At 36.7% G+C, this 22,327-nt stretch carries 21 protein-coding genes; 19 read left to right on the forward strand and 2 right to left on the reverse strand.

Features of this window, described 5'->3' with window-relative positions; translation table 11 throughout:
* Positions 1 to 39 precede the first annotated feature (39 nt).
* The 12 genes from EDC58_RS01045 to EDC58_RS01100 are packed head-to-tail and all read left to right on the forward strand — an operon-like array spanning position 40 to position 12,819.
* On the forward strand, positions 40 to 3,516 hold the full coding sequence (locus EDC58_RS01045) for a complex I subunit 5 family protein (RefSeq protein WP_123351645.1): 3,477 nt from the start codon (positions 40 to 42) through the stop codon (positions 3,514 to 3,516).
* Positions 3,506 to 4,465 carry a respiratory chain complex I subunit 1 family protein gene (locus EDC58_RS01050; protein ID WP_123351646.1) on the forward strand — a complete coding sequence of 320 codons (960 nt, stop codon included), beginning with the start codon at positions 3,506 to 3,508 and terminating at the stop codon, positions 4,463 to 4,465. Before EDC58_RS01045 ends, EDC58_RS01050 begins: the two co-directional genes overlap by 11 nt.
* Positions 4,462 to 4,890, forward strand: a complete 429-nt coding sequence (locus EDC58_RS01055) for an NADH-quinone oxidoreductase subunit B family protein (protein WP_123351647.1) — start codon at positions 4,462 to 4,464, stop codon at positions 4,888 to 4,890. The genes EDC58_RS01050 and EDC58_RS01055 overlap by 4 nt, the downstream gene beginning before the upstream one ends.
* Positions 4,887 to 5,402, forward strand: coding sequence for a 4Fe-4S binding protein (locus tag EDC58_RS01060; protein ID WP_123351648.1), 516 nt, complete (start codon positions 4,887 to 4,889; stop codon positions 5,400 to 5,402). The genes EDC58_RS01055 and EDC58_RS01060 overlap by 4 nt, the downstream gene beginning before the upstream one ends.
* On the forward strand, positions 5,387 to 5,896 hold the full coding sequence (locus EDC58_RS01065) for an NADH-quinone oxidoreductase subunit C (protein WP_123351649.1): 510 nt from the start codon (positions 5,387 to 5,389) through the stop codon (positions 5,894 to 5,896). Before EDC58_RS01060 ends, EDC58_RS01065 begins: the two co-directional genes overlap by 16 nt.
* On the forward strand, positions 5,886 to 6,965 hold the full coding sequence (locus EDC58_RS01070) for a hydrogenase large subunit (protein ID WP_123351650.1): 1,080 nt from the start codon (positions 5,886 to 5,888) through the stop codon (positions 6,963 to 6,965). The genes EDC58_RS01065 and EDC58_RS01070 overlap by 11 nt, the downstream gene beginning before the upstream one ends.
* Positions 6,966 to 6,997: 32 nt before the next feature.
* On the forward strand, positions 6,998 to 7,516 hold the full coding sequence (locus EDC58_RS01075) for a 4Fe-4S dicluster domain-containing protein (protein WP_123351651.1): 519 nt from the start codon (positions 6,998 to 7,000) through the stop codon (positions 7,514 to 7,516).
* Positions 7,509 to 7,844: a hydrogenase maturation nickel metallochaperone HypA gene (gene hypA / locus EDC58_RS01080; RefSeq protein ID WP_123351652.1), complete on the forward strand. Its 336-nt coding sequence runs from the start codon at positions 7,509 to 7,511 to the stop codon at positions 7,842 to 7,844. The genes EDC58_RS01075 and hypA overlap by 8 nt, the downstream gene beginning before the upstream one ends.
* Positions 7,845 to 7,846: 2 nt before the next feature.
* Complete coding sequence (locus tag EDC58_RS01085) at positions 7,847 to 9,268, forward strand: NAD(P)-dependent oxidoreductase (RefSeq protein WP_123351653.1); 1,422 nt, start codon at positions 7,847 to 7,849, stop codon at positions 9,266 to 9,268.
* Between the two features lie 2 nt (positions 9,269 to 9,270).
* Complete coding sequence (locus tag EDC58_RS01090; RefSeq protein WP_123351654.1) at positions 9,271 to 10,977, forward strand: FAD-dependent oxidoreductase; 1,707 nt, start codon at positions 9,271 to 9,273, stop codon at positions 10,975 to 10,977.
* 10 nt (positions 10,978 to 10,987) lie between these two features.
* Positions 10,988 to 11,959, forward strand: coding sequence for a succinate dehydrogenase/fumarate reductase iron-sulfur subunit (locus EDC58_RS01095; protein WP_123351655.1), 972 nt, complete (start codon positions 10,988 to 10,990; stop codon positions 11,957 to 11,959).
* A 2-nt stretch (positions 11,960 to 11,961) separates the two neighbouring features.
* Positions 11,962 to 12,819, forward strand: a complete 858-nt coding sequence (locus EDC58_RS01100) for a CoB--CoM heterodisulfide reductase iron-sulfur subunit B family protein (RefSeq protein WP_123351656.1) — start codon at positions 11,962 to 11,964, stop codon at positions 12,817 to 12,819.
* Between the two features lie 38 nt (positions 12,820 to 12,857).
* Here the strand turns inward: EDC58_RS01100 and EDC58_RS01105 are convergent, their stop codons facing one another.
* Positions 12,858 to 13,853 carry an NAD(P)-binding domain-containing protein gene (locus EDC58_RS01105; protein ID WP_123351657.1) on the reverse strand — a complete coding sequence of 332 codons (996 nt, stop codon included), beginning with the start codon at positions 13,851 to 13,853 and terminating at the stop codon, positions 12,858 to 12,860.
* A gap of 210 nt (positions 13,854 to 14,063) precedes the next feature.
* Here EDC58_RS01105 and EDC58_RS01110 point away from each other — a divergent pair, with 210 nt between their 5' ends.
* Both EDC58_RS01110 and EDC58_RS01115 read left to right on the forward strand, forming a co-directional pair.
* Positions 14,064 to 15,299: a glutamate-5-semialdehyde dehydrogenase gene (locus EDC58_RS01110; protein WP_123351658.1), complete on the forward strand. Its 1,236-nt coding sequence runs from the start codon at positions 14,064 to 14,066 to the stop codon at positions 15,297 to 15,299.
* A gap of 158 nt (positions 15,300 to 15,457) precedes the next feature.
* Complete coding sequence (locus tag EDC58_RS01115; protein WP_123351659.1) at positions 15,458 to 16,357, forward strand: Ppx/GppA phosphatase family protein; 900 nt, start codon at positions 15,458 to 15,460, stop codon at positions 16,355 to 16,357.
* 5 nt (positions 16,358 to 16,362) lie between these two features.
* Here the strand turns inward: EDC58_RS01115 and EDC58_RS01120 are convergent, their stop codons facing one another.
* Complete coding sequence (locus EDC58_RS01120) at positions 16,363 to 16,698, reverse strand: DUF2853 family protein (protein ID WP_123351660.1); 336 nt, start codon at positions 16,696 to 16,698, stop codon at positions 16,363 to 16,365.
* Between the two features lie 170 nt (positions 16,699 to 16,868).
* On the opposite strand from EDC58_RS01120, the gene EDC58_RS01125 reads away from it, so the two are divergent.
* The 5 genes from EDC58_RS01125 to EDC58_RS01145 all read left to right on the forward strand — a co-directional run bounded on the left by EDC58_RS01125 (position 16,869) and on the right by EDC58_RS01145 (position 22,301).
* Positions 16,869 to 18,566 carry an acetolactate synthase large subunit gene (locus EDC58_RS01125; RefSeq protein WP_123351661.1) on the forward strand — a complete coding sequence of 566 codons (1,698 nt, stop codon included), beginning with the start codon at positions 16,869 to 16,871 and terminating at the stop codon, positions 18,564 to 18,566.
* Entirely contained in the window at positions 18,563 to 19,036 is a 474-nt protein-coding gene (ilvN, locus tag EDC58_RS01130; RefSeq protein WP_123351662.1) for an acetolactate synthase small subunit, read from the forward strand. Before EDC58_RS01125 ends, ilvN begins: the two co-directional genes overlap by 4 nt.
* A gap of 28 nt (positions 19,037 to 19,064) precedes the next feature.
* The gene (gene lpxD, locus EDC58_RS01135; protein ID WP_123351663.1) at positions 19,065 to 20,015 is read left to right on the forward strand and encodes a UDP-3-O-(3-hydroxymyristoyl)glucosamine N-acyltransferase; all 951 of its coding nucleotides are present in this window, start codon (positions 19,065 to 19,067) and stop codon (positions 20,013 to 20,015) included.
* A gap of 70 nt (positions 20,016 to 20,085) precedes the next feature.
* Positions 20,086 to 21,261 carry a cysteine desulfurase family protein gene (locus tag EDC58_RS01140; protein WP_123351664.1) on the forward strand — a complete coding sequence of 392 codons (1,176 nt, stop codon included), beginning with the start codon at positions 20,086 to 20,088 and terminating at the stop codon, positions 21,259 to 21,261.
* Between the two features lie 74 nt (positions 21,262 to 21,335).
* The gene (locus tag EDC58_RS01145; RefSeq protein WP_123351665.1) at positions 21,336 to 22,301 is read left to right on the forward strand and encodes an iron-sulfur cluster assembly scaffold protein; all 966 of its coding nucleotides are present in this window, start codon (positions 21,336 to 21,338) and stop codon (positions 22,299 to 22,301) included.
* The last annotated feature ends 26 nt before the right edge of the window (positions 22,302 to 22,327 follow it).

Genomic DNA, 22,327 nt, shown 5'->3' on the forward strand with positions numbered 1-22,327 from the left:
TATAATATGAATGAGTAATCATTTAACGAAGGATGTAGAGTGGAGGGAATTGTATTATTATCATTGTTAATTATTTTATTCCTCAAAGTATTTGCCCTAATAAACGTCAAGCAAGTTAAAAAATCGTTTATTATCGCAAGTACTGCTGAGATTTTTTATTTAAGTTTAGCGTTTTTGGGTAGTTACGGTTTAAGTTCCGCTTTGTTACATATCGAGTATCAATTCGTTTTTAGAATGTTGGCGTTGCTTTTATTGTTTGAATTTATTTCATTTAAAAAAAGCGAGTTGTTAGAAGATTTAAAAGGTGTGGCTTTTAATGTTTGGGGAGTTGTGTTCGGACTCGCTATTTTCGGAAGCTTGGGTGTTTCTTTGATTACTTCCAAGCAGCTTATTTTAAATACGTTTAGTGCGAACAATCTTTTTGACTTCGGTTATTTGGTGGTTGTTATAAACCTCATTCAAGCCATTTATTTAATTACGGTATTTGAAAATTTGGTTATCAAAAACGGAGAGAGTATCTCTTTTGTAAAAAACAAACTTTTGATTTTTCTATTTACTTTCGCTTCGATTTTGGTTTTCGTTTATCCTCAGTTGTATCTAATTTTGCCTCAAAGCTTTAGCGATATAAAAACATTTCATATTTCTTTCTCTTTTGATACGGGTGGTATAAGACTTCTTTTTGGAGGATTATTCGGTTTTATTATGCTAATGGTCTTTTTATATTCTTTAGATTACATCAAAAGAAATAAAATTTTTTACTATTTTGCATTGGCGGTATTGACGATAAGTTTGATAGAAGTTGCTTTTAGCGATACTTTTGAGAGTTTTTATCTATTTTGGGAGCTTATGACTATTTCTTCATATCTTCTTATTATGCATTCAAGAAGCGATAAATCAATAGGAGCCGCTAAAATATACTTTTTAATGTGTATTGCCGGGGCTTATTTATTGCAACTGACTTTTTCATATTTTTATACTCACGGAATTGAGAGTTTTAGCGAAATCAAAACTATAAATATCACTTTAGCCGTTTTGTTGTTATTGGGATTCGGAGTGAAAGCAGGTATTGTACCGTTGCATAAATGGTTACCAATAGCCCATCCCGAAGCTCCGAGCAGTATTTCGGCACCTTTGTCCGGTATTTTAACTAAAGCCGGAATTTTCGGGATTATTTTAACTATTTATCTTTTTAAATTTAACAATGAAATTTTTTCATATTTAGTTATATTTTTAGGGCTAATCACTCTTTTATATGGTGAAATCAAAACTTTATACGAAACAGATTTGAAAAGATTATTGGCTTATTCGACAATAGGTCAAATAGGTGAAATTATTACCGTTTTGGGATTGATGAGTTTAAGTGCCTTAAGTGCTGCATTATATCATATAATCAATCATGCAGTCGTAAAAGATTTATTATTCTTAAGTGCGGGAATTTTGATATTAAGTGCAGGAAGTAGAAATCTTGAAGATTTAAAAGGTATAGGTAAAAAAATGCCGTTTTTGGCGTTTCCGTTGGGAGTGGGGATTTTTGCGATTAGTGCTTTTCCTCCTTTTGGAAATTTCAATTCGAAGTTTTTAATGGTTTATTCTTCAATGAATGCTCATAATTATGTCGTGGCATTCGGGCTGGTTATAGGTGCGATAATCGGATTTATCGGTATGCTTAGAGTCTTTAAATATATCTTTTTATTTAATCCTCACAGAGATTTCGAAGAAGTAAAAGGTATAAAAGTTTTCGTAACTTACTTTTTAGCTATTATATCTTTTATTCTCGGTATTTTTCCAAACGAAGTAATGAGCTTTATTAACAGTTCTATTTTTTATACTTTTCATCAAAAAGTGCAGTTAATTCCTTTTGTTTTGCATATTCCGTTTAGTGTATCGATAATGATACTTGGAGCTTTTGTTGTCTTTTTCTTCGCTAAAAAAAGCGTTCATGCCGGAATTTTGTCAGCTTTATTTTCATTCTTAGCATTAATAGAACTTTCTTTTCATAAATTTTCATTCGGAATCTTTTTTGCGATTCTCGTTGTGTTTATGGCTATCTTGAATTTTATCTATGCTGCAAGATATATGGATCATTCCCACAAACCGTATAGATTTTTCGCTAATTTTATTATTATGATCGTAGGAATTTTAGGAGTCGTACTTTCTAAAGATATTTATAATATGTTCTTCTTCTGGGAAATTATGGGCGGATGGGCATTGTATTTAGCCCTTGTACATGAAGAAGATGACTACTCAATAAGAGAAGCGAGTAAATATTTGATTTACAATTACGCGGGTGCCGGTATATTAATGATAGGTTTTAGCATTCTTTTAAATTACGGTATCGAGCTTAGCTTATTAAAAAATCTAACTTTAAATGCAACATTAACGTTTGCGGTAATTCTTTTAACTATCGGATTTTTAATGAAAGCGGCTCAATTGCCTATTAGGATCGATTATCAAATGCACCCGAAACCTGCGCCTACTCCTATTAGCGGTTATATATCTTCGGTTATGTTAAAAACAGGACCTTTTATGCTTGTCAAAGTTTTTTATATGCTGATTGCAACCGGTCTATTGATAAATATTTTAACAATTAACGATATAGCGCATATTGCTGCTATTATCGGTGTCGTAACGATTATAATGGGTGCTGCTTTCGGATTGCTTACCAACTCTATGAAAAGATTACTAATATTTTTAACCGTTGCCGAGATAGGTTATATAGTGGCCGGTGTTTCTCTTTTAACTAACGAAGGGCTTGCGGGAGGTCTTTTACATCTTGTTAATCATATGTTTTTTAAAGATTTGCTTTTCTTGAGTGCTGGGGCTATTTTTTATAAAACGGGTATTGATAATTTAAACGAACTCGGAGGAATTGCTAAAAAAATGCCTATTACTTTCGGAGTATTTATGGTCGCCGTATTTTCAACCGCGGGTGTTCCTATGTTTAGCGGGTTTGTTTCAAAATGGATAATTTATCATGCTTTAATGGCGAAAGGTTATGTTTTTTTAGCAATACTTACCCTTCTTGGAAGTATTATGGTCTTGCTTGTTTTCGTTAAATTTATGCATAGTGCGTATCTTGGTAAGAGTGATGAAAAAAGAATAGAAAAAGTTGATTTTTATATGGCGGTGCCTATGGTATTGCTTGCGTTTTTAAATATTTTATTAGGAATATTCCCGTATGTAATGCTAAAACCTATAAACTTCATATTGACTCAATTCGGATTAAAAGAGATTTTGATTACTCCAAGCTCAATTACTCTTGGAAATGACGTATTAAATACGTTTTCGCTTGCAGTGTTTATCATTTTGGGATTAGTTGTTGCGGTAAGTATGTATCTTTTCAAAAAAAGAGTGAGAACAACTCATATATTCCTTTCGGGAGTTAGAGATTTAAGTAAAAAAGATCTTCATATTAAAGCGGATAGTTTTTATGAAAGCGTTACCGAGCTTATTTTAAAAATAATCTATTACACTAAAAAAGTGTTCGGATTAAAAGGAGGATACGTTGAGCGCTGAAATCATTCATTTTTTAATTTTTCCGGGCGGTTTATTCGCACTTGTGCTCGGAATTTTTATGTTATCGCTTGAGAGAATAGTGGTAGCGAGATTACAAGGAAGAGTGGGGCCTCCTATTTATCAAAATTTTATTGATGTTATTAAGCTGTTTAACAAAGAAATTTTAGTACCTAAAGATTCCAAAGAGATTGTGTTTATGTATGCTCCGGTATTAGGCTTTGCCGCGTTGATTGCAATGCTTTATTTCATACCTTTGCCCGGTGTATATGAAGGAGCGGGGAATAATTCGGATTTGATTATTCTAATTTACGTTATGGCTTTACCGGCGATTTCTCATATTTTAGGAGGAAGCGCTTCGAGTTCACCTTATGCCGCTATTGCCGTAAATAGAGAGTTGAAATTAATGCTTGTATATGAGGTGGTGTTTGTAATTATAGCTTTTAGTATAGCTCTTTATGTAGGAAAAGGGAGTGCCGTTTTATCGTTAAAAGATATTATGAATTATCAATTAAACAACTCTCCTTTAATTTTGGATTGGAAGTTTTGGCCTGCGATAGTGGCTTTTGTAATTTTCGTATTGGCAACTATGGAGTTTCCTCCTTTTCAAGTTGCTCATCATAACGACGCGGACGTAATGGACGGGTTTTTGATTGAACACAGTTCGATTCCTCTTGCGATATATGAAATGACCGATGCTTTAAAAATCGTACTTTTAAGTATCGTTTTTCAAATTTTCTTTTGTCCGTGCGTTATAGGAGGCGATGTTGTTGTCAACTTACTCTTTTTTATCGCTAAAACGGTTATTTTCGTAATGTTTTTTTCATTGCTTCATGCGATTTTCGCAAGTTTTAGAATAGATCAAGCGTTTAAATTTTTGATTATCGTACCTACGACATTGAGCTTAATAACTCTTGTTTTGGTTATTTTGTCAATAAAAGGATTAATATGAGTATTATTACCAGAAGTCCGTTTTTATTCAGGATAAATACAGGTAGTTGTAATGGATGTGACGTAGAGCTTGCTACTACGGCCATGATACCGAGATACGATGTCGAAAGACTCGGATGCAGATATACGGGGAGTCCTAAACATGCCGACATTTTGCTTGTGACGGGACCGATAACCGCCAGAAGTAAACCTTATTTGATTGAGGTATTGGATGAACTGCCAAGACCGTTTGTTGTCGTTGCTATAGGAACTTGTCCGACAAGTTGCGGTATTTTTAGAGATTCTTATTCTATTGAAGGCCCTCTTGATAAATATGTTGAAGTGGATGTAAACGTTCCGGGGTGTCCTCCAAGACCTCAAGCGATTATCGACGGAGTGGCAAAAGCACTTGAAATTTGGAAAAGAAAAATAAGGGATTTCAAATGAGCGGATTTTTAAAAATTGCAATAAGAAACCTTTTAAAAGGTCCTACAACCGATCCGTATCCTTTCGGAGATACTTTTATTCCTCAGAAGTTAAGAGGTAAATTAAAAGTTGACGCTTCGGAATGTACGGCATGTAGAACGTGCGAGGAAGTCTGTCCCTCAGGTGCGATAAAAATTACTAAAAATGAAGGAGCTTACGTACATACGACCTGGTATAACACTTGTTGTTTTTGCGGTAACTGTGAATTTTTTTGTCCTACGGGTGCGATAAAACTCACCACCGATTTTCACACGGCACATTTTCAAGATGAAAAATATTCTTTCGTCACAGTTGCCGTAATAAAAGAGACGGAGTGCAAGAACTGCAAAACAAAATTCGTACCTCCGAGTGAGGCGCTTTTAAAAAGAGCTTATAACGGTATTGATATAGATTTGGACGAATTAAAACTTTATTGTCCGGAATGTAGAAAAAAAATAGCTTTTGAAAGGTTGCATTTATGGTTGAGACATTAAAAAGAAAAGTAAAAAGCGAAATAAAAGAACGAATAGAAAAGTTTGATTTAAAAGAAGAAAAAGACGAAAAAGGCAATATTCAGCTTTGGCTGAAAATTGATAAAAAAGATATAGTGCATATGGCACAGATAATAAAAGATTTCGGGGGAAGATGCGTAATTATTAGTGCATATACGAACGATGAAGTTCCTGTACTCGTTTATCATTTCGACATAGACGGAATGCTTGTAAACGTAGAAATAAAACTGCCTGATAACAAAGTAGAATCCATAACTCCTATTTTACAATCCGCAAATTGGGCCGAGAGAGAATTCAAAGAGATGTACGGTATCGAATTAATAGGTCATCCTAATCCTAAAAGATTATTTTTGGATGAAAGCATTGCTGAAGGAATATTAAAAGAATATATGCCTCTCTCACAAGCGATGAACGGAGCGGCTACGTGTTGTATGTGGGAGAGAGTAGAAGCACAAAGGCATAACGATGAGTACTAAAATACCTATAGGACCGTTTCATATAGGACTTGAAGAACCTATATATTTTAAAATAGATTTAAAAGGGGAAACGGTAGTAAATGTAGATATGATAAACGGTTTTGTTCATAGAGGTATAGAATATCTTGTGATGCAAAAAAACTTTTTTCAAAACTTGATTTTAACTGAAAGAGTATGTGCTTTATGTTCGAACAATCACCCTTTTACTTACGTAATGGCTGTTGAGAAGATAGCGGGAATCGAAGTGAGTAGAAGAGCTAATTATTTAAGAGTTGTAGCGGATGAAGTAAAACGTGTAGCTTCTCATATGTTCAATTTATCGATGCTTGCGCACCTAATAGGTTTTCATTCTTTAATGACCCAAACTATGGAAGCAAGAGAAATTATGCAAGACGTTAAAGAGTCTATTTGGGGAAATAGAATGGATATGAGCGCCAATACTTTAAGCGGTGTTAAATATGATTTGGACGAAGGGCAAATCGAGTTTATTTTGAATAAATTAGATGAGCTTGAAAAACAAACGGATGAATTGATAGATATCTATTTTAATAATAAATTGGTAAAAGCAAGAACCGTTAATGTCGGTGTTTTACCAAAAGAAGACGCGCTCAGACTCGGAGTGACGGGTCCGACTGCCAGAGGTAGCGGAGTTAATAACGACGTAAGAGTTAAAGCTCCTTATGCTGCGTATGACGAACTAAAACCTACCGTGATGTTAGAAGAGAACGGAGATGTTTATTCTCGTATGAAAGTAAGATGGAGGGAGGTAAAAGAATCTATCAGGCTTATAAGAAAAGCGCTAAACAATCTTCCGGAAGGTCCGGTTGTTACGCAAAAAAGACCTCATATTCCCGCAGGGGAAGCTGTTACAAGAACCGAAGCTCCAAGAGGAGAGCTTATTTATTATCTAAAAACAAACGGAACACAAAGACCTCAAAGAATGCGCTGGAGAGTCCCTACTTATATGAATTGGGAAGCGTTAAGAGTGATGATTCCGGGTAATAAACTAAGTGATGTTGCGGTTATTTTTAACAGTATCGATCCTTGTATTTCATGTACGGAACGCTAAATATTTCAATTTAAATAAAAAAAGGAGAGTAAATGGCTAATAAGTTTATATTTGCGGATGCTACTAAATGTATAGGATGTCTCAATTGCGAACTTGCGTGTGCGGCGAGTCATATGGGAGTGGATTTGGAACAAGCTTATGAAATGGGACTTAAAGGTATGGAGCTTATACATAGAAATACAGTATTGAAAGTTGCGAATTTAACAGCACCTATGCAATGTATGCAGTGTGAGGATGCTCCGTGCGTTAAAGCATGTCCGATCGATATTATTAAATACGAAAACAATTACGTAAAAATATACGAAGAAGATTGTATCGGGTGTAGAAGCTGTGCTATCGTATGTCCTTTCGGTGCTATAGTTATGGCAAAAAGCGAATCTCAAAACGTTTCGGGACTTGTAGCCTTGAAATGCGACTTATGCGGAGGCGTTGAAGGAGAGCAGGCATGTGTAAATGTTTGTCCTACGGATGCTCTTGAACTAATAGATTACGACGAATATAAAATAAGAAAACAAAAAGCGGCATTTGAGAGACTAAACCAACATGCATGAACTATCAATCATTCAATCGATGATGAAAATAGTTGAAAAAGCGAGTAACGGTAAAGAAGTAGAAAAAATTGTAGTCAAAATAGGGAAAATGAGTGGAGTCGAGCCCTATTTTTTGAAAGAGAGCTTTGATGTTTTTAAAGAAAACACTGTTTGTAAAAACGCCGAAATGGAGATTGTTGAGGTGGATATAAAGATTGAATGTTACTCTTGCGGAGAAATTAGCAAGGTTGAAGGATTCGATTTTAGATGTCCTAAATGTCAAAGCGGAAAAACCAAAATAATTTCCGGCGAAGAATTATATATAGACTATATTGAGATAAAGGAGTAAAAATGAAAAAGCATTATAGAGTTATTCCAAGAAAAATCCAAAGAAAAAGAGAACCTCATGAAAGAGTAAAAGATTTCGAACCGGTATATCATGAATTTACCCCTGAAGAAGCTATTGAACAGGCGAAAAGATGTATTACGTGCCCTATTGATATTTTGAGAGGACTTGAGAGTGAGTTTAGTTTTTGTAGAACGGGATGTCCTTTAAATAACTATATTCCTCAATGGATTAGGGAATATAGAAACGGTAATTTACAAAAAGCTTTCGAACTTAGTAATGAAACTTCTCCTTTTCCTGAAATTTTGGGAAGAATTTGTCCTCATGATAATCTTTGTCAAGGAGCGTGTACTATTGCAAAAACCGAGCACGGTAGCGTTACAATCGGAGCTATTGAAGTATTTATCAGCGAAGAAGGTTTTAAACAAGGACTGAAACCTTATTATGGAGAGGATAAAAAAAGAAAAAAAAGAGTGGCGATTATCGGTAGCGGTCCTGCCGGAATGAGTTGCGCTACTTTTCTTTTAAGAGGCGGTGTAAACGTTGAAATTTTTGAAAAATCGGATAGACCAGGAGGTCTTTTAACTTATGGTATTCCTAATTTCAAACTCCATAAAGACGTTGTATTTAGAAGATTTGAGTGGATGAAAGAGGCAGGATTGAAACTCCATTTGAATCATCCTATCTTAACTGAAGAAGAATTTGAAAAATTAGTAAACGAGTTTGATGCGGTATTTATCGGAGTGGGTGCTCCAAGCGGTAGGGGTGCGAGAATGGAAAACGAAGACGCAAACGGTGTTTATCATGTAATGGATGTACTCACACATGCTCAAAAAAGAGTATTTAAAGATTTTGACGATTGCATTTTAAAAGATAAAAGAGTAGTGGTACTTGGGGGTGGAGATAGTGCGATGGATGCAGTCAGAACCGCTATTAGAAGCGGTGCTAAGGAAGTGACTTGCGTTTATAGAAGAGACGAAGCTAATATGCCGGGAAGTAAAAAAGAGGTTATTAACGCAAAAGAAGAGGGTGTTAAATTTATGTTTTATACCGCTCCTAAAGCCGTAAAAGTCGATGAAAACAAAAACGTTATAGGAATCGTTTGTCAAAAAACGGAGCTCGGAGAGCCGGATAGTAGCGGTAGAAGAAGAGTTCAGGTGGTTGAAGGAAGCGATTTTGAAATTCCTTGTGATATAATTATCTTAGCACTCGGATTTGATAACGTGAAGTTTCCTTGGTACGAACATGCCGGTATTGAAACGGATAAGTGGGGGTGTCCGATTGTTAATGATAAAAAACAGACCACTAATCCGAAAGTGTATGCCGGCGGAGATGCCGTAAGAGGCGCCGATTTGGTAGTTACCGCCGCAAGAGACGGTAGAGACGCCGCTTATGCGATATTAGAACAATTCGGATTAAAGGATTAAAAATGGTGGCTGTTTATAAAAGTGATGTTGTTATAGTAGGAGCGGGGCTTGCTGGGCTTGCAGCCGCAAGAGAGCTCGTAAAAAACGGTAAAACCGTAACGGTTTTGACAAAACTTCATCCTTTACGTTCCCACTCCGGAGCCGCTCAAGGCGGTATCAACGCCGCACTCGCGGATGACGACGATGTTGAACTTCATATTTTCGATACTATCAAAGGTAGTGATTATTTAGCCGACCAAGACGCTGTCGAGCTTATGTGTGAAAAAGCACCTGAGACGATTAGATGGATTGAGAGAATGGGTGCCGTTTTCAGTAGAAGAGAAGACGGTCGAATCGCACAAAGGCCGTTTGGTGGGCAAAGCAGACCAAGAGCATGTTTTGCAAAAGACAGAACGGGACTAACCCTACTTCAAACTATGTACGAACAGTGTGTTAGAGAAAACGTTTTGATGCTTGATGAATGGTATGTGGCTGATGTGTTATATGACGGAAAGAAAGCTTATGGAGTAGTGGCATATAATCTAAGAGATATGACTCCTGCTATCTTTAATGCAAAAGCCGTAATGTTCGCGACGGGAGGATATGCAAGAGCTTTTAAAATCAACTCAAACGCTCATGCGAATACGGGAGACGGACTTTCAATATTGGCAAGAAGAGGTATTCCTCTTGAAGATATGGAATTCGTACAGTTTCACCCTACGGGACTTGCCGGAAGCGGTATTTTAATGAGTGAAGCGGCAAGAGGAGAAGGCGGTAGGCTGTTTAATAGAAACGGTGAAAGATTTATGGAAAAATATGCTCCGGAAAAAATGGAACTTGCGCCGCGTGATGTTGTAAGTAGAGCTATTATGAAAGAAATTATTGAAGGAAGAGGTGCAACAGAAGATCCTTTTGCCGTATATCTCGATCTGACGCACTTAGGAGAAAAGAAAATCAACGAAAGACTTCCCGAACTTAGAGATTTGGCACTGACTTTCTTAGGGCGTGATATGGTAAAAGAGCCAATTTTAATCTCAGCAACCGCTCACTATTCGATGGGTGGAATTCCTGTTGATATTAACGGACACGTAAAAAAATCTCCTAACGAACTTACAGAAGGACTTTATGCTGCCGGTGAGTGTGCTTGTGTGAGTGTGCACGGAGCAAATAGGCTTGGAGCGAACTCGTTGCTTGAAGCTCTGTTTTACGGAAGATGGGTAGGAAATTCTATATTAAAAGACCTTGATTCGTTGAGTTTTAAAGAAGCTAAGCCGGATGAAGCGGTGGTGATGCTTGATGAAGTAGAAAAACTTTTGAATTCTAACGGCGATGAAAGAGTCTCACAAATAAGAAACGAATTGCAAGAGACAATGACGACTAAAGTAGGTGTTTTTAGAGAAGAAAAGACTATGATAGAGGCCAAAAATAAACTTAAAGAGTTAAGAGAGAGATTCAAACATATAAAACTTGACGATAAAAGCAAAATGTATAATACCGACCTACAAGAAGCTATAGAACTCGGGCATATGCTCGATTACGCACTATTTATCGTCGAAGGGGCTATTAACAGAAAAGAATCAAGAGGAGCTCATTATAGAGAAGATTATCCGAAAAGAGACGACAAAAATTATTTAAAACATACTTTCGGATATTTAAAAGGTGATGATATTGAAATTGAATACGGCGATGTGAAAATCACCAAATACGAGCCTCAAGAGAGAAAATATTAAAGGATAAGCTATGGAAGTTACGTTTAAAGTATATAGATTTAATCCCGAATTTGACGATAAACCTCATTATGACGAATATAAACTCGAAATGGGTGAAGATAGTGTGATTTTGGACGCTTTGAATAAAATAAAATGGGAAATAGACGGCAGTTTGAGTTATAGGAGAAGTTGTAGACACGGTATTTGCGGAAGTTGTGCGATAAAACTTAACGGCAAAAACGTACTTGCGTGTAAAACTCCTATAAAAGAAGCTGTGGAGCAGTTCGGTAATGTTTTGATTGTGGAACCTTTAAGTAAGAAAAAAGAAAAAGTTATAAAAGATTTAGTAATCGATAAAAAAGATTTTTGGGATAAAAACGCAAAAGTTAAGCCGTATCTGATAGCGGAAATAGACGAACATCCGACAAGTGAAAATCTGATTCCTCCTAAACTCGTGGAGTTATTGGAAGATGCGGATTATTGTATTGCTTGCGGTTGCTGTTATTATACGTGCGAGACGATACGAGGCGGTGATACGGAGTTTTTAGGACCTCAGGCTCTTGCTAAAACTTATAGATTTACCGCTGATGTAAGAGATGAAGCTAAAAAAGAGAGATTGGAACTTGTAAACGAGCTTGGTATCGGGGTTTGGGATTGTGTTAAATGTCAGGGTTGTATTGAGGTGTGTCCTAAAGGAGTCGATCCGTTTACTAAAATTACACATTTACATAATCAAATCTTTGAGGAGGGAGTCGCTAAGAAAAACGTAGCTACTAAACACGCCGAAGGATTCGTTCATTCGATTAAAAAACACGGAATTTTGGATGAGGGAATGCTTGTATTATATAGTGAAGGCGTAAACGTAGTAAGACATCTTCCGGAAGCTATAGCAATGTTTGCGAAAGGAAAAATTAAACTTCCTTGGCAAATGCCGAAAAGTAAAGGTTTGGATGAAATTCAAAAACTTATAGAAATTTCTCAAACTCATGAGTTAAAGGATTGATTATGAAATACGCTTTATATACGGGATGTACTGCAAAAGAGTCGACACCCGAGCTTTTGAAATCGACTCTTGAAGTGGCTAAAGTTTTGGGGATTGAAATTGAGATTTTGGAAGAAGCGAGTTGTTGTGGGGCGAGTCATTTACAAGATTTTGACGAATTTTTAGCTTATGTATTAAATGCAAGAAATATATGTTTAGCGGAAAAAAGAGGTTTAAAATTAGTGACGTTATGCAATACTTGTCAGCTGATGCTTGAAAACACAAAAAGAAAACTCGATAGTGATGAAGAGTTTAGAGAAAAAGTAAATGAAAAATTAAAAGAAGTAGGATACGAATATAAAGGAACGAGTAAAGTTCAGCACTTTTTATATGCAATTTTGGAAGATATCGGTCTTGAAGAGATTTCAAAACATGTAAAAAAACCGCTTAATTCCAAAGTTGCACCTTTTTACGGCTGCCATATAATCAGACCATCAAAAACTCATGACGGAGACAATTTAAACGAAAATCCGTACAAACCTGACGCGATTGAGAGTTTGATAAAAGTTTTATTAGGGGTACCTGTTGATTATGAGAGTAAAATCAAGTGCTGCGGATTTCATGTCGATTTGCAAAACACCGAACTTAGTGAAAACTTAACGGCAAATGCGTTACTTGATGCAAATGAAAACGGTGCCGAAATGATAGTTACGCCTTGTCCTTTGTGTCATTTGAATCTTGATGTAAAACAAAAAGCGGCGGCTAAAAAAGTAAACAAAAACTTAAAAATGCCGGTATTGCATTTACCTCAATTGTTAGGTTTGGCTTTTGGAATAGATAAAGAAAAGTTAGGATTAAACCATCATATTATCCCTCTTTGATTGAGGGGTATTGAAAAAGAAAAAGGGAGAAAAAAGAATTAAAGTTTTTTAGCGATGTCGTTGATTGCTCTGTATGCGTGGTTGAATGCAAGAGCGATACTTCCTTGGCTTGTTACGACATCACCGATTGTGTAAAGACCTTCAACGTTTGTTTCCATTGTCTCTTCGTTGTATTCAGGCTCACCCCATTCATTTAGATTGATTCCGCAGTTTTTAAGGAAATCAACTGGGCTTGTTCCACCAAGAGCATAAACTACTCTATCGAAAATTTCACTTGTTCCGTCTTTGTAGTTTACTTTTACTTTGTAATCTCCGTCAACTTCTACAGCTTCTACGTTTTCGATATCTACACCGAGTCTTGAATGGATTTTTCCTTCTTTGATGTATCTTTCAACGATTTCTTTGTTTGTAGGGTTCATTCTGATAATTTCAGGTCTTCTGTAGTTAAGAGTTACGTCACATCCGATATCCATATCTACAAGTCCGTATGCATATTCACCCGCAGTATCACCACCACCTACAACAAGTACTTTTTCACCAGGTTGTACTTTATCAAGGTTGAAGTTTAATCTTTTTCTGATTTTAGGAGGGAATTTATATGCTGGTTTATTTGGTTTACCCATTCTTCCGATTGCTACGATAACTTTTTTAGCTTGGATTACTCCAAGTTCATGGTCCGCACCGATTTCGAAAATTCCGTCACCGTTTTTTTCTACTCCGTAAACGTGGTGATTGTATTTGAATTTATCCGCTACACCTGCGTCTTGGATTTTTTTCTCCATTTGTTCAAGGTATTCTTCTTTGCTGCACTCTTCGAAAGTTACGTTACCTTCGAATTCGAATTTTTTACCTTGCCAATCTTTATCAACTCTTTTTCCCGGTTTGTAGAATTTTCTAATCATATCGCTGTGATTGTCAGCTTTTTCAAGAACGATAACTTTATCTATTCCTTTTAATTTAGCTTCGATAGTGCTTGCGATTCCTCCAGGACCCGCACCGATAATTGCAATGTCAAACACTTTATCCAGGCTCATTAAAGCTCCTTTTTTATTTGAATTATAACTTAGTAAGTTAATCAATAAAACCTTAGGAGTGAAAAATGGCTTTTAAGCGTGTAAATTTGTAACAAAATTTCATTAAAAAGAGAGAAAGGGTTTAAAAAATGAACGAATATTCATTGATAATTCGAGATTTTTGTTATTATTTGAATAATTTGATAAAATATACATTAAAAAAGGAATTCGATGGAAGAAGTGTTACAAAAAGTAAAAGAGGCAAGTAGAGTAGTAGCGACTCTTAATAGCGGAATTAAAAGAAAAGTATTAAACGAAATGGCCGATGCGCTTGAAAAAAACGCTAAATCCATTATTGAAGCCAATAAAAAAGACCTTGATTACGCAAAAGAAGCAAATCTCTCAAACGCTTTAATAGATAGATTGCTGCTTGATGAAAAAAGAATAAAAGCTATGGCCGACTCTTTAAGAGATATAGCGAAATTAAAAGACCCGGTAGGAAAAATAATCGATGGGTGGAAACTTGATAACGGGCTTGAAATTCAAAAAGTAAAAATTCCTATCGGTGTGATAGGTATCATTTACGAATCAAGACCGAACGTAACAAGTGACGCTGCGGGGCTATGTTTTATGAGTGGTAACGCATGTATTTTAAAAGGTGGAAAAGAGGCTTTTCATTCCAACAGCGTTATTATAGAAATTTTAAGATACGTACTTGAGAAAAATTCGCTTCCAGAAGATATAGTCTCACTTCTTCCGGATTATAGCAGAAGCGGAGTGGAATGGCTTATCAAACAAGATAAATACGTAGATTTGATAATACCAAGAGGTGGAGAGAAGTTAATCAAATTCGTAAGTGAAAACAGCAAAGTACCGGTTGTAAAACATGATAAAGGATTGTGTCATGTTTATATTCATGAAAACGCTAATTTAAAAGACGGCGCGAAAATAGCATTAAATGCAAAAGTCCAAAGACCGGGTGTTTGTAATGCGATGGAGACGCTTTTGGTCGATAGAAAAATAGCGGGAGAGTTTTTGCCTGTTATTAAAGAGATGATGGAAAAAGAGGGTGTAGAGCTTAGAGGCTGCGAAATAACTCTTGAATATATCGATATCAAACCGGCAACCGAAGAAGATTGGCATACCGAATATCTTGATAAGATTCTTTCGATAAGAGTAGTTGACGGGCTTGAAGATGCGATAGAACATATTGAAAAATACGGCTCGGGACATAGCGATTCTATTGTCACTGATAATCTAAAAGCTGCGGAGGAGTTTTTGAATAGAGTGGATAGTGCTTGCGTTTATGTTAACGCATCTACGAGATTTACCGACGGAGGAGTTTTCGGATTCGGAGCGGAGGTAGGTATCTCTACAAATAAACTTCACGCAAGAGGTCCTATGGGGATTGATGACTTAACTACGTATAAATATAAAATCATAGGAAACGGACAGGTTAGGGAGTAAGGTAGTGGTGAGATAGTGAAGTGGTGAAATTGTGAGTTTGTGAAATTGGTAAAGAAGAGGTACAGAGAGGGAAAAGAAAAGGCAAGAAGAGGAAAAGATAAGGTGAAATAGTGAAATTGTGGTAGGAATAGAAAAATTAAAAAAAGGAGCGAAATTTTATGATAGCTATTGATTTAGGAAGCAATACCATAAGAATAGTAAAATGGGATTGTAAAACAAACGAAAAAATTGCCGAATTCGAAAAAATAATCAAAACAGCAGATAAACTAATTCAAACGAAAGTGATTTCTGATGAGGCAATTGAGAGAATTATTCAGGCTATTAACGAAGCAAAAGAAAAAATGGATTTTAACGATAAAATCGTAGCGGTAGCTACCGAAGCGTTGAGACTTGCGAAAAATGCTAATGAGGTTATCAAAAAAGTAAAAGAAGCTACCGGTGTTGAATTTAGAGTGATAACTCCCGAAGAAGAGGCTACATATACCACTATTGCGGTTGAAAATTGCCTAAATAAATGCGGATATGACGCAAAAGAGTTTTTCTTAGTCGATATCGGAGGAGGCAGTACCGAGCTTATTTTAAAACACAAAGATACGATTCTTTCTCAAAGCTATAAAATAGGAATCGTTACGTTTACTCAAAAATACAAAACTCCCGACGCTATTAAATTTGCAGTAAAAAAAGAGGTTGCAAAATTTAAAGATTTTATCGATTTGGCGTTTAATACGTATAGAAAACCGAAAATTTTCACGGCAAGCAGCGGGACTCCTACATCAATCGCCGCTTTGAAAAAAGGTATGAATTATAAAACTTACGACCCTAAAAGAATAAACGGGACAATCGTAACTCCTGAAGATTTGGATTATTGGCTTGAGAAGCTTATGAAAATGGAGATGAAAAAACGTGAAGAGCTTGTAGGTGTCGGTAGAGGTGATTTGATTGTAAGCGGGATTATGATTTTTAGAGAAATATTCAAAATTACAAAATACAAAGAGTGCGTGGTGTGTGATGACGGTGTTAGAGAAGGTGTTGCGATAAGCGCATGCAAAGAGGCCTAAGCCTCTTATGCGTAAACGTCTTCTTTTTTGAATTTTTTAGTTAGAAGATAATACACAATCGCTCTATATTTTTTGCTTCTTCCGAATTTTTCGCAAACTTCTTGAATAGCTTTATCAAGTTCTTCGTCAGATTTTTTAAGACCCAATTTTTTCTTTAAGAAGTTTTCTCTTACTCTTTCAGTCTCTTTTTTGTCAGTACAAGCGATAGCTTCAGCGTCGAGTTTGTAAATTGAAGGTCCTAATCCTTTAGTAACTTTTCTAAGAAGTTCCGCGTCGAAATTCGGCTCTATTTCTTTAAGTTTTTTAGAATAAAGCTCTAATTTTTCGTCAAATTTGCTCATGATACGTCCTTTTACGTGATTTTTTTCGATTTTTAAAACATACGGCCGTAGGTTTTGCGGTTGAATTTCGTTTTGTAGGGTTGAAAGTAGTCGATTGCTTAAATTTTAACATAAAAATAGGAGTTTTTGGAAATTATTTTTTGTTATAATTGCGACAAAAAGGTTTTTGAATGAAATTAACCGGTGCTCAAATTGTTATCGAGAGTTTGATTAAAGAAAATGTTGAGGTTGTTTTCGGTTATCCCGGCGGGGCTATTATGAATGTATACGATGAAATCTACAAACAAGACAAATTCAAACATATCCTGACAAAACACGAACAAGGCGCCGTACATATGGCCGACGGGTATGCAAGAGCTACCGGAAAAGTCGGTGTGGCTATGGTAACAAGCGGTCCGGGGCTGACTAACGCCGTAACGGGAATCGCAACCGCATATACCGATTCTATTCCTATGGTCGTAATCTCAGGGCAGGTTCCTACATTCGCAATCGGAACGGATGCTTTCCAAGAAGTTGACGCTGTGGGAGTTACTCGTCCTATTACCAAACACAACTTTTTAGTAAAAAACGTTGACGATTTGGCATATATTATAAAAGAAGCGTTTTATCTTGCAAAAAGCGGAAGACCTGGACCTGTGCATATCGATATTCCAAAAGACGTAACGGTTGCAAAAACAAAATTCGAATATCCTGAAAAAATAGAGCTGAAAACCTATAAACCTACATATAAAGGTAACGTAAGAGCTATCAAAAGAGCCGCAGAAGCTATCAAAAAAGCTAAAAGACCGGTATTTTATATCGGAGGAGGAGCGGTTTTAAGCGGAGCTTATCAGCTTGTAAGAGAGCTTGTAAAACTGACGAAAATCCCTGCTGTCGAGACACTTATGGCAAGAGGCGTTTTAAGATACGACTGTCCTTATTTAATGGGAATGGTTGGAATGCACGGAAGTTATGCCGCTAATATGGCTATGAACGATGCGGATTTGATTATTTCTCTCGGTGCGAGATTTGATGACAGAGTTACCGGAAAAATTGACGAATTCGCTAAAAACGCCGATATCGTTCATATCGATATAGACCCATCTCAAATCGGAAAAGTAGTGCCTACGAAATATCCGATAGTCGGTGATTTGAAACTTGTTTTAGAAGAGATGATGCCGTTTATTCTTGACGGGCTCGATACCGATAGATACGAAGAGTGGAGAGAGATTTTAAATAGATATCAAGAACTTTATCCTCTAACTTATAAAGACGACGATAGTGTGATAAAACCTCAATGGGTTATTCAAAAAACTGGTGAAATCGCACCTGAGGATGCCGTAATTTCTACGGATGTGGGACAACATCAGATGTGGACGGCTCAGTTTTATCCGTTTACATATCCGAGACAACTTTTAACAAGCGGCGGTCTTGGGACTATGGGATTCGGTTTTCCGGCTGCACTCGGAGCAAAAGAGGGAGTTAAGGATAGAACGGTTATCAACTTTACGGGAGACGGAAGTATTATGATGAATATTCAGGAAGTTCTCACCGGTTATAAATATAAACTTCCCGTAATCAATATTATTTTAAACAACAACTATTTAGGAATGGTTAGACAATGGCAAACGATGTTTTATGACGACAGATTAAGCGAAACGGACCTTAGCGACGTTCAGCCTGATTTTGTAAAACTTGCCGAAAGTATGGGAGGTATTGGATTTAGAGTAAAAACAAAAGCCGAATTTGAAGAAGCTTTGAAAAAAGCGCTTGATAGTAAAAAAGTTGCGATTATCGACGTGCAAGTAGACAGACGCGAAGATGTATTACCTATGGTACCGCCTAATTCGCCTCTAAAAAATATGCTTGTATTTAAGGAAGACAAATGAAAAGAATAATATCTGTAATCGTAGAAAACGAACACGGAGCGCTTGCAAGAATCGTTAATATGTTTGCCGCAAGAGGATATAACATCACCTCTTTAACTGTAGCGCCGATTCCAAACAGCGAATTTAGCAGAATGACGATTATGAGTGACGGAGACCCTAAGATTTTCGAACAAATCGTAAAGCAGCTTTATAAGTTGATACCGGTTTATAAAGTTATTGAGAGTGATGATTTTATCGAAAAAGAGATGGCGATGGTGAAATTCCCGCTAAAACAAGTAAAAGATAATCTTGCCGATATCGATGCTATCGCAAGATGTTACAACGGAAAAATCAGTAATGTTAACGATAAACATATCGTAGTAAGCGTAGTGGATAGACCAAATAGAATAGATAACTTTTTAAAAGCCATTCAAGCTAAATACAATAACGTGGAAATCGTAAGAAGCGGGGTAAGCGTAATTGAAAGATAAGTGTCATAACAAAAAAGAGGTGAAAACAATGAAATTAAGCGAAATTTGCGAAAAATTAAATCTTGAGTGCGATATTAAACAAGATATCGAAATAGAAGGGATTAATACCCTCCAAGACGCAAACAAAAAAGAGATAAGTTTTCTTGAAAATCCGAAATATGAAAAGTATCTAAAAGATACGAAAGCGGCGGCCGTTTTAATAAGAAAAGAAGATGCTGATAAGTTACCAAAAGACGTAATCGCTTTGATTACTCCAGAGCCTTATTTGAAACTTGCTCTTTTGACTCGCTATTTTGTCAAAGACCCTTGGGTTGACGGAGGTTATAAAGCCAATGAAAGCGCGAAAATAGACCCGAGCGTAAGAATAGGAAAAGGCGCGAAAATCGGTAAAAACGTAATTATTATGCCAAATGCCGTAATAGGACCGAACGTAGAGATTGATGAGGGAAGTGTTATTTATCCGAACGTTACTATTTATAGAGATACCAAAATCGGAAAAAACGTAACGATTCACGCAGGAAGCGTAATAGGAAGCGACGGATTTGGGTATGCTCATATGAAAACGGGGGAGCATGTTAAAATTTATCATTTAGGTAGAGTGGTTATAGAAGACGATGTGGAAATCGGAGCCAATACGACTGTCGATAGGGCGGTTTTCGGTGAGACTAAAATCAAAAAAGGTTCGAAAATCGATAATTTGGTGCAAATCGGGCATAACTGCGAAATAGGCGAATATTCAATTTTGGTTTCGCAAGTAGGACTCTCAGGCTCTACAAAACTCGGAAGAAACGTCGTTATGGGAGGACAAAGCGCAACCGCCGGTCATCTCGAAATAGCTCCTTTTACTACCATAGCCGCAAGAGGCGGAGTTACGAAAAGTATAAAAGAACCGGGTGTTTATAGCGGATTTCCGCTTATGCCTCATAAAACATGGCTGAAACTTCAAGGTCTTCTTTCAAGACTTCTAAAAAAATCTTAATTTCTTGATATAAGTCAAATTTAATCTCTTCTCCTTTGAGTAAAATAAGTAAAACTTATAAGGAGAGGAGATGGTTTATCTTGATAACAACTCTACAACACCTATGGATGAGAGAGTAAAAGAGGTCTATTGTGACGCTACTAAATACTTCGGAAATATAAACGTAATCTATGATTTGGGAATCGAAGCGAGAAAAAAACTAAACGAAGCTTATGATATTTTGTATCCGGGAATAGGAGCGAGTGATGAAGACGATATTATTATCACTTCTTCTACGACAGAGGGGAATAATACGGTTATTAAAACTTTTCTTGATTCGTACTTAAAAGGCAGCGGTAAAAAACATATCATAACAACCGTGGCGGAACACTCTTCTATCAAAGCCACTTGTGCTTATGCCAAAACCCACGGAATGGAAGTGACATACATCTACACCGACGAAAACGGAAGAGTGAATCCAAAAGATATCGAAAATGCAATAAGAGAGGATACGGCTCTTATCAGTGTGCTTTTTGCTTCAAACGAAAGCGGAGCTATTCAGCCGATTAAAGAAATAAGCCAAATTGCAAGAAAATACGGCATACCTTTTCACTGCGACGGAGCTCAAGCTATCGGAAAAGCCAAAATAAACGTAAGAGAATTAGGGGTGGATTATTTTACTTTTAGCGCTCATAAGTTTCACGGACCAAAAGGAGTCGGGGGTTTTTATGTAAGAGAGGGCGCGCCTTTTGTTAATTTGATTCACGGCGGTAATCAAATGGGAGGTAAAAGAGGAGGCAGTGTATATCTTAACGGGATAATCGCAATGGCTGAGGCCGTAAAACTTGCAAACGAACATCTTGATGAAATGTATGACAGAGTGGCAAAACTTAGAGACAAACTCGAAGAAGCGATATTGAAAATTCCGGATACCAAAACATATGTGGATAAAAAATACAGACTCCCGAATACCGTTGTCGCTTCTTTTAGAGGAATAGAGGGTGAAGCGATGCTATGGGATTTGAATATGCATAAAATCTACGCGGCGACGGGGAGTAGTTGTAGTAGCGAAAGACTTGAGGGAAGCGAAGTTTTAGAAGCGCTTGGAGAGGACCCTGAAATAGCTCATACGGGGATTATTTTTTCTCTTAGCAGATTTACTACCGAAAAAGAGATTGATTACGTAATAGAAGTGTTGCCTAAAATCGTTAAGAGACTTAGAGATATTTCTATGACATATGCGAAGGTTAAGCCGAGTGATAGGTAATGGGTGATAGGTAAGAGGTGAAAGGTGTTAGGTGTTAGGGAATGTTGGTGAATAATAAAATTTAAGGAGCTGAAATGGGAAGAAACGATTTAATAACGGGAAACGTATGGGAGCAATATTCTAATAAAGTAATCGAGAGAATGAATAATCCTAAATTTTTAGGTGAATTTACTGAAGAGGATGCTAAAAAAAGAGGTGCGAAGCTTGTAGTTGCGGATTTCGGTAGTGAGGCTTGCGGTGATGCCGTTAGGCTTTATTGGCTTGTAGACCCGAAAACGGACAAAATTATCGATGCGAGATTTAAAAGTTTCGGATGCGGTACCGCTATAGCTTCAAGTGATGTTATGACCGAGCTTACTATCGGAAAAACGGTTGATGAAGCGATGAAAGTTACAAATCTTGATGTTGAAAAAGCACTAAGAGACGAGCCGGACAAACCTGCGTTTCCGCCTCAAAAAATGCATTGTAGCGTGATGGCTTATGATGTTATTATGGAAGCGGCTGCCAAATATAAAGGAAAAAAAGTCGATGAACTTAAAAATAACGAAATCGTTTGTGAGTGTGCGAGGGTAACAAGAGGAGAAATTGAAGAGATTGTCAGAAAATATAACGTAAAAACGGTAGAAGAGCTTCAAAAATACACTGATGCCGGAAAATATTGTAAAAGCTGCGTAGCCCCGGGAGGTCATGAAGAAAGAGACGTTTATCTTGTAGATATCATTAAAGAAGTCCAAGAGCAGATGAAAAAAGAAAAAATTAAAGAAAGTGTTACGACAGACGATTTTGATAATATGAGCCTTATTAAAAAAATCAAAACGATTGAAGAGATTTTGGATAAAAAAATCAAACCTATGCTTGCAATGGACGGCGGAAGTTTGGAGCTCATAGACGTAAGAGAAGAGGACGGGGTATTAAAAGTATATATTAGGTATTTAGGGGCATGCAGTACCTGCGCCAGCGGCGGAATGACTCTTTTGGCAATTGAAGATATGCTAAAAAAAGAGCTCAATACCGATAAAATCAAAGTGGAGCAGGTATAACTTCCTCGCCCCTTTTTGCTATAATT

The organism is Caminibacter pacificus (assembly GCF_003752135.1).
GTDB lineage: Bacteria > Campylobacterota > Campylobacteria > Campylobacterales > Nautiliaceae > Caminibacter > Caminibacter pacificus.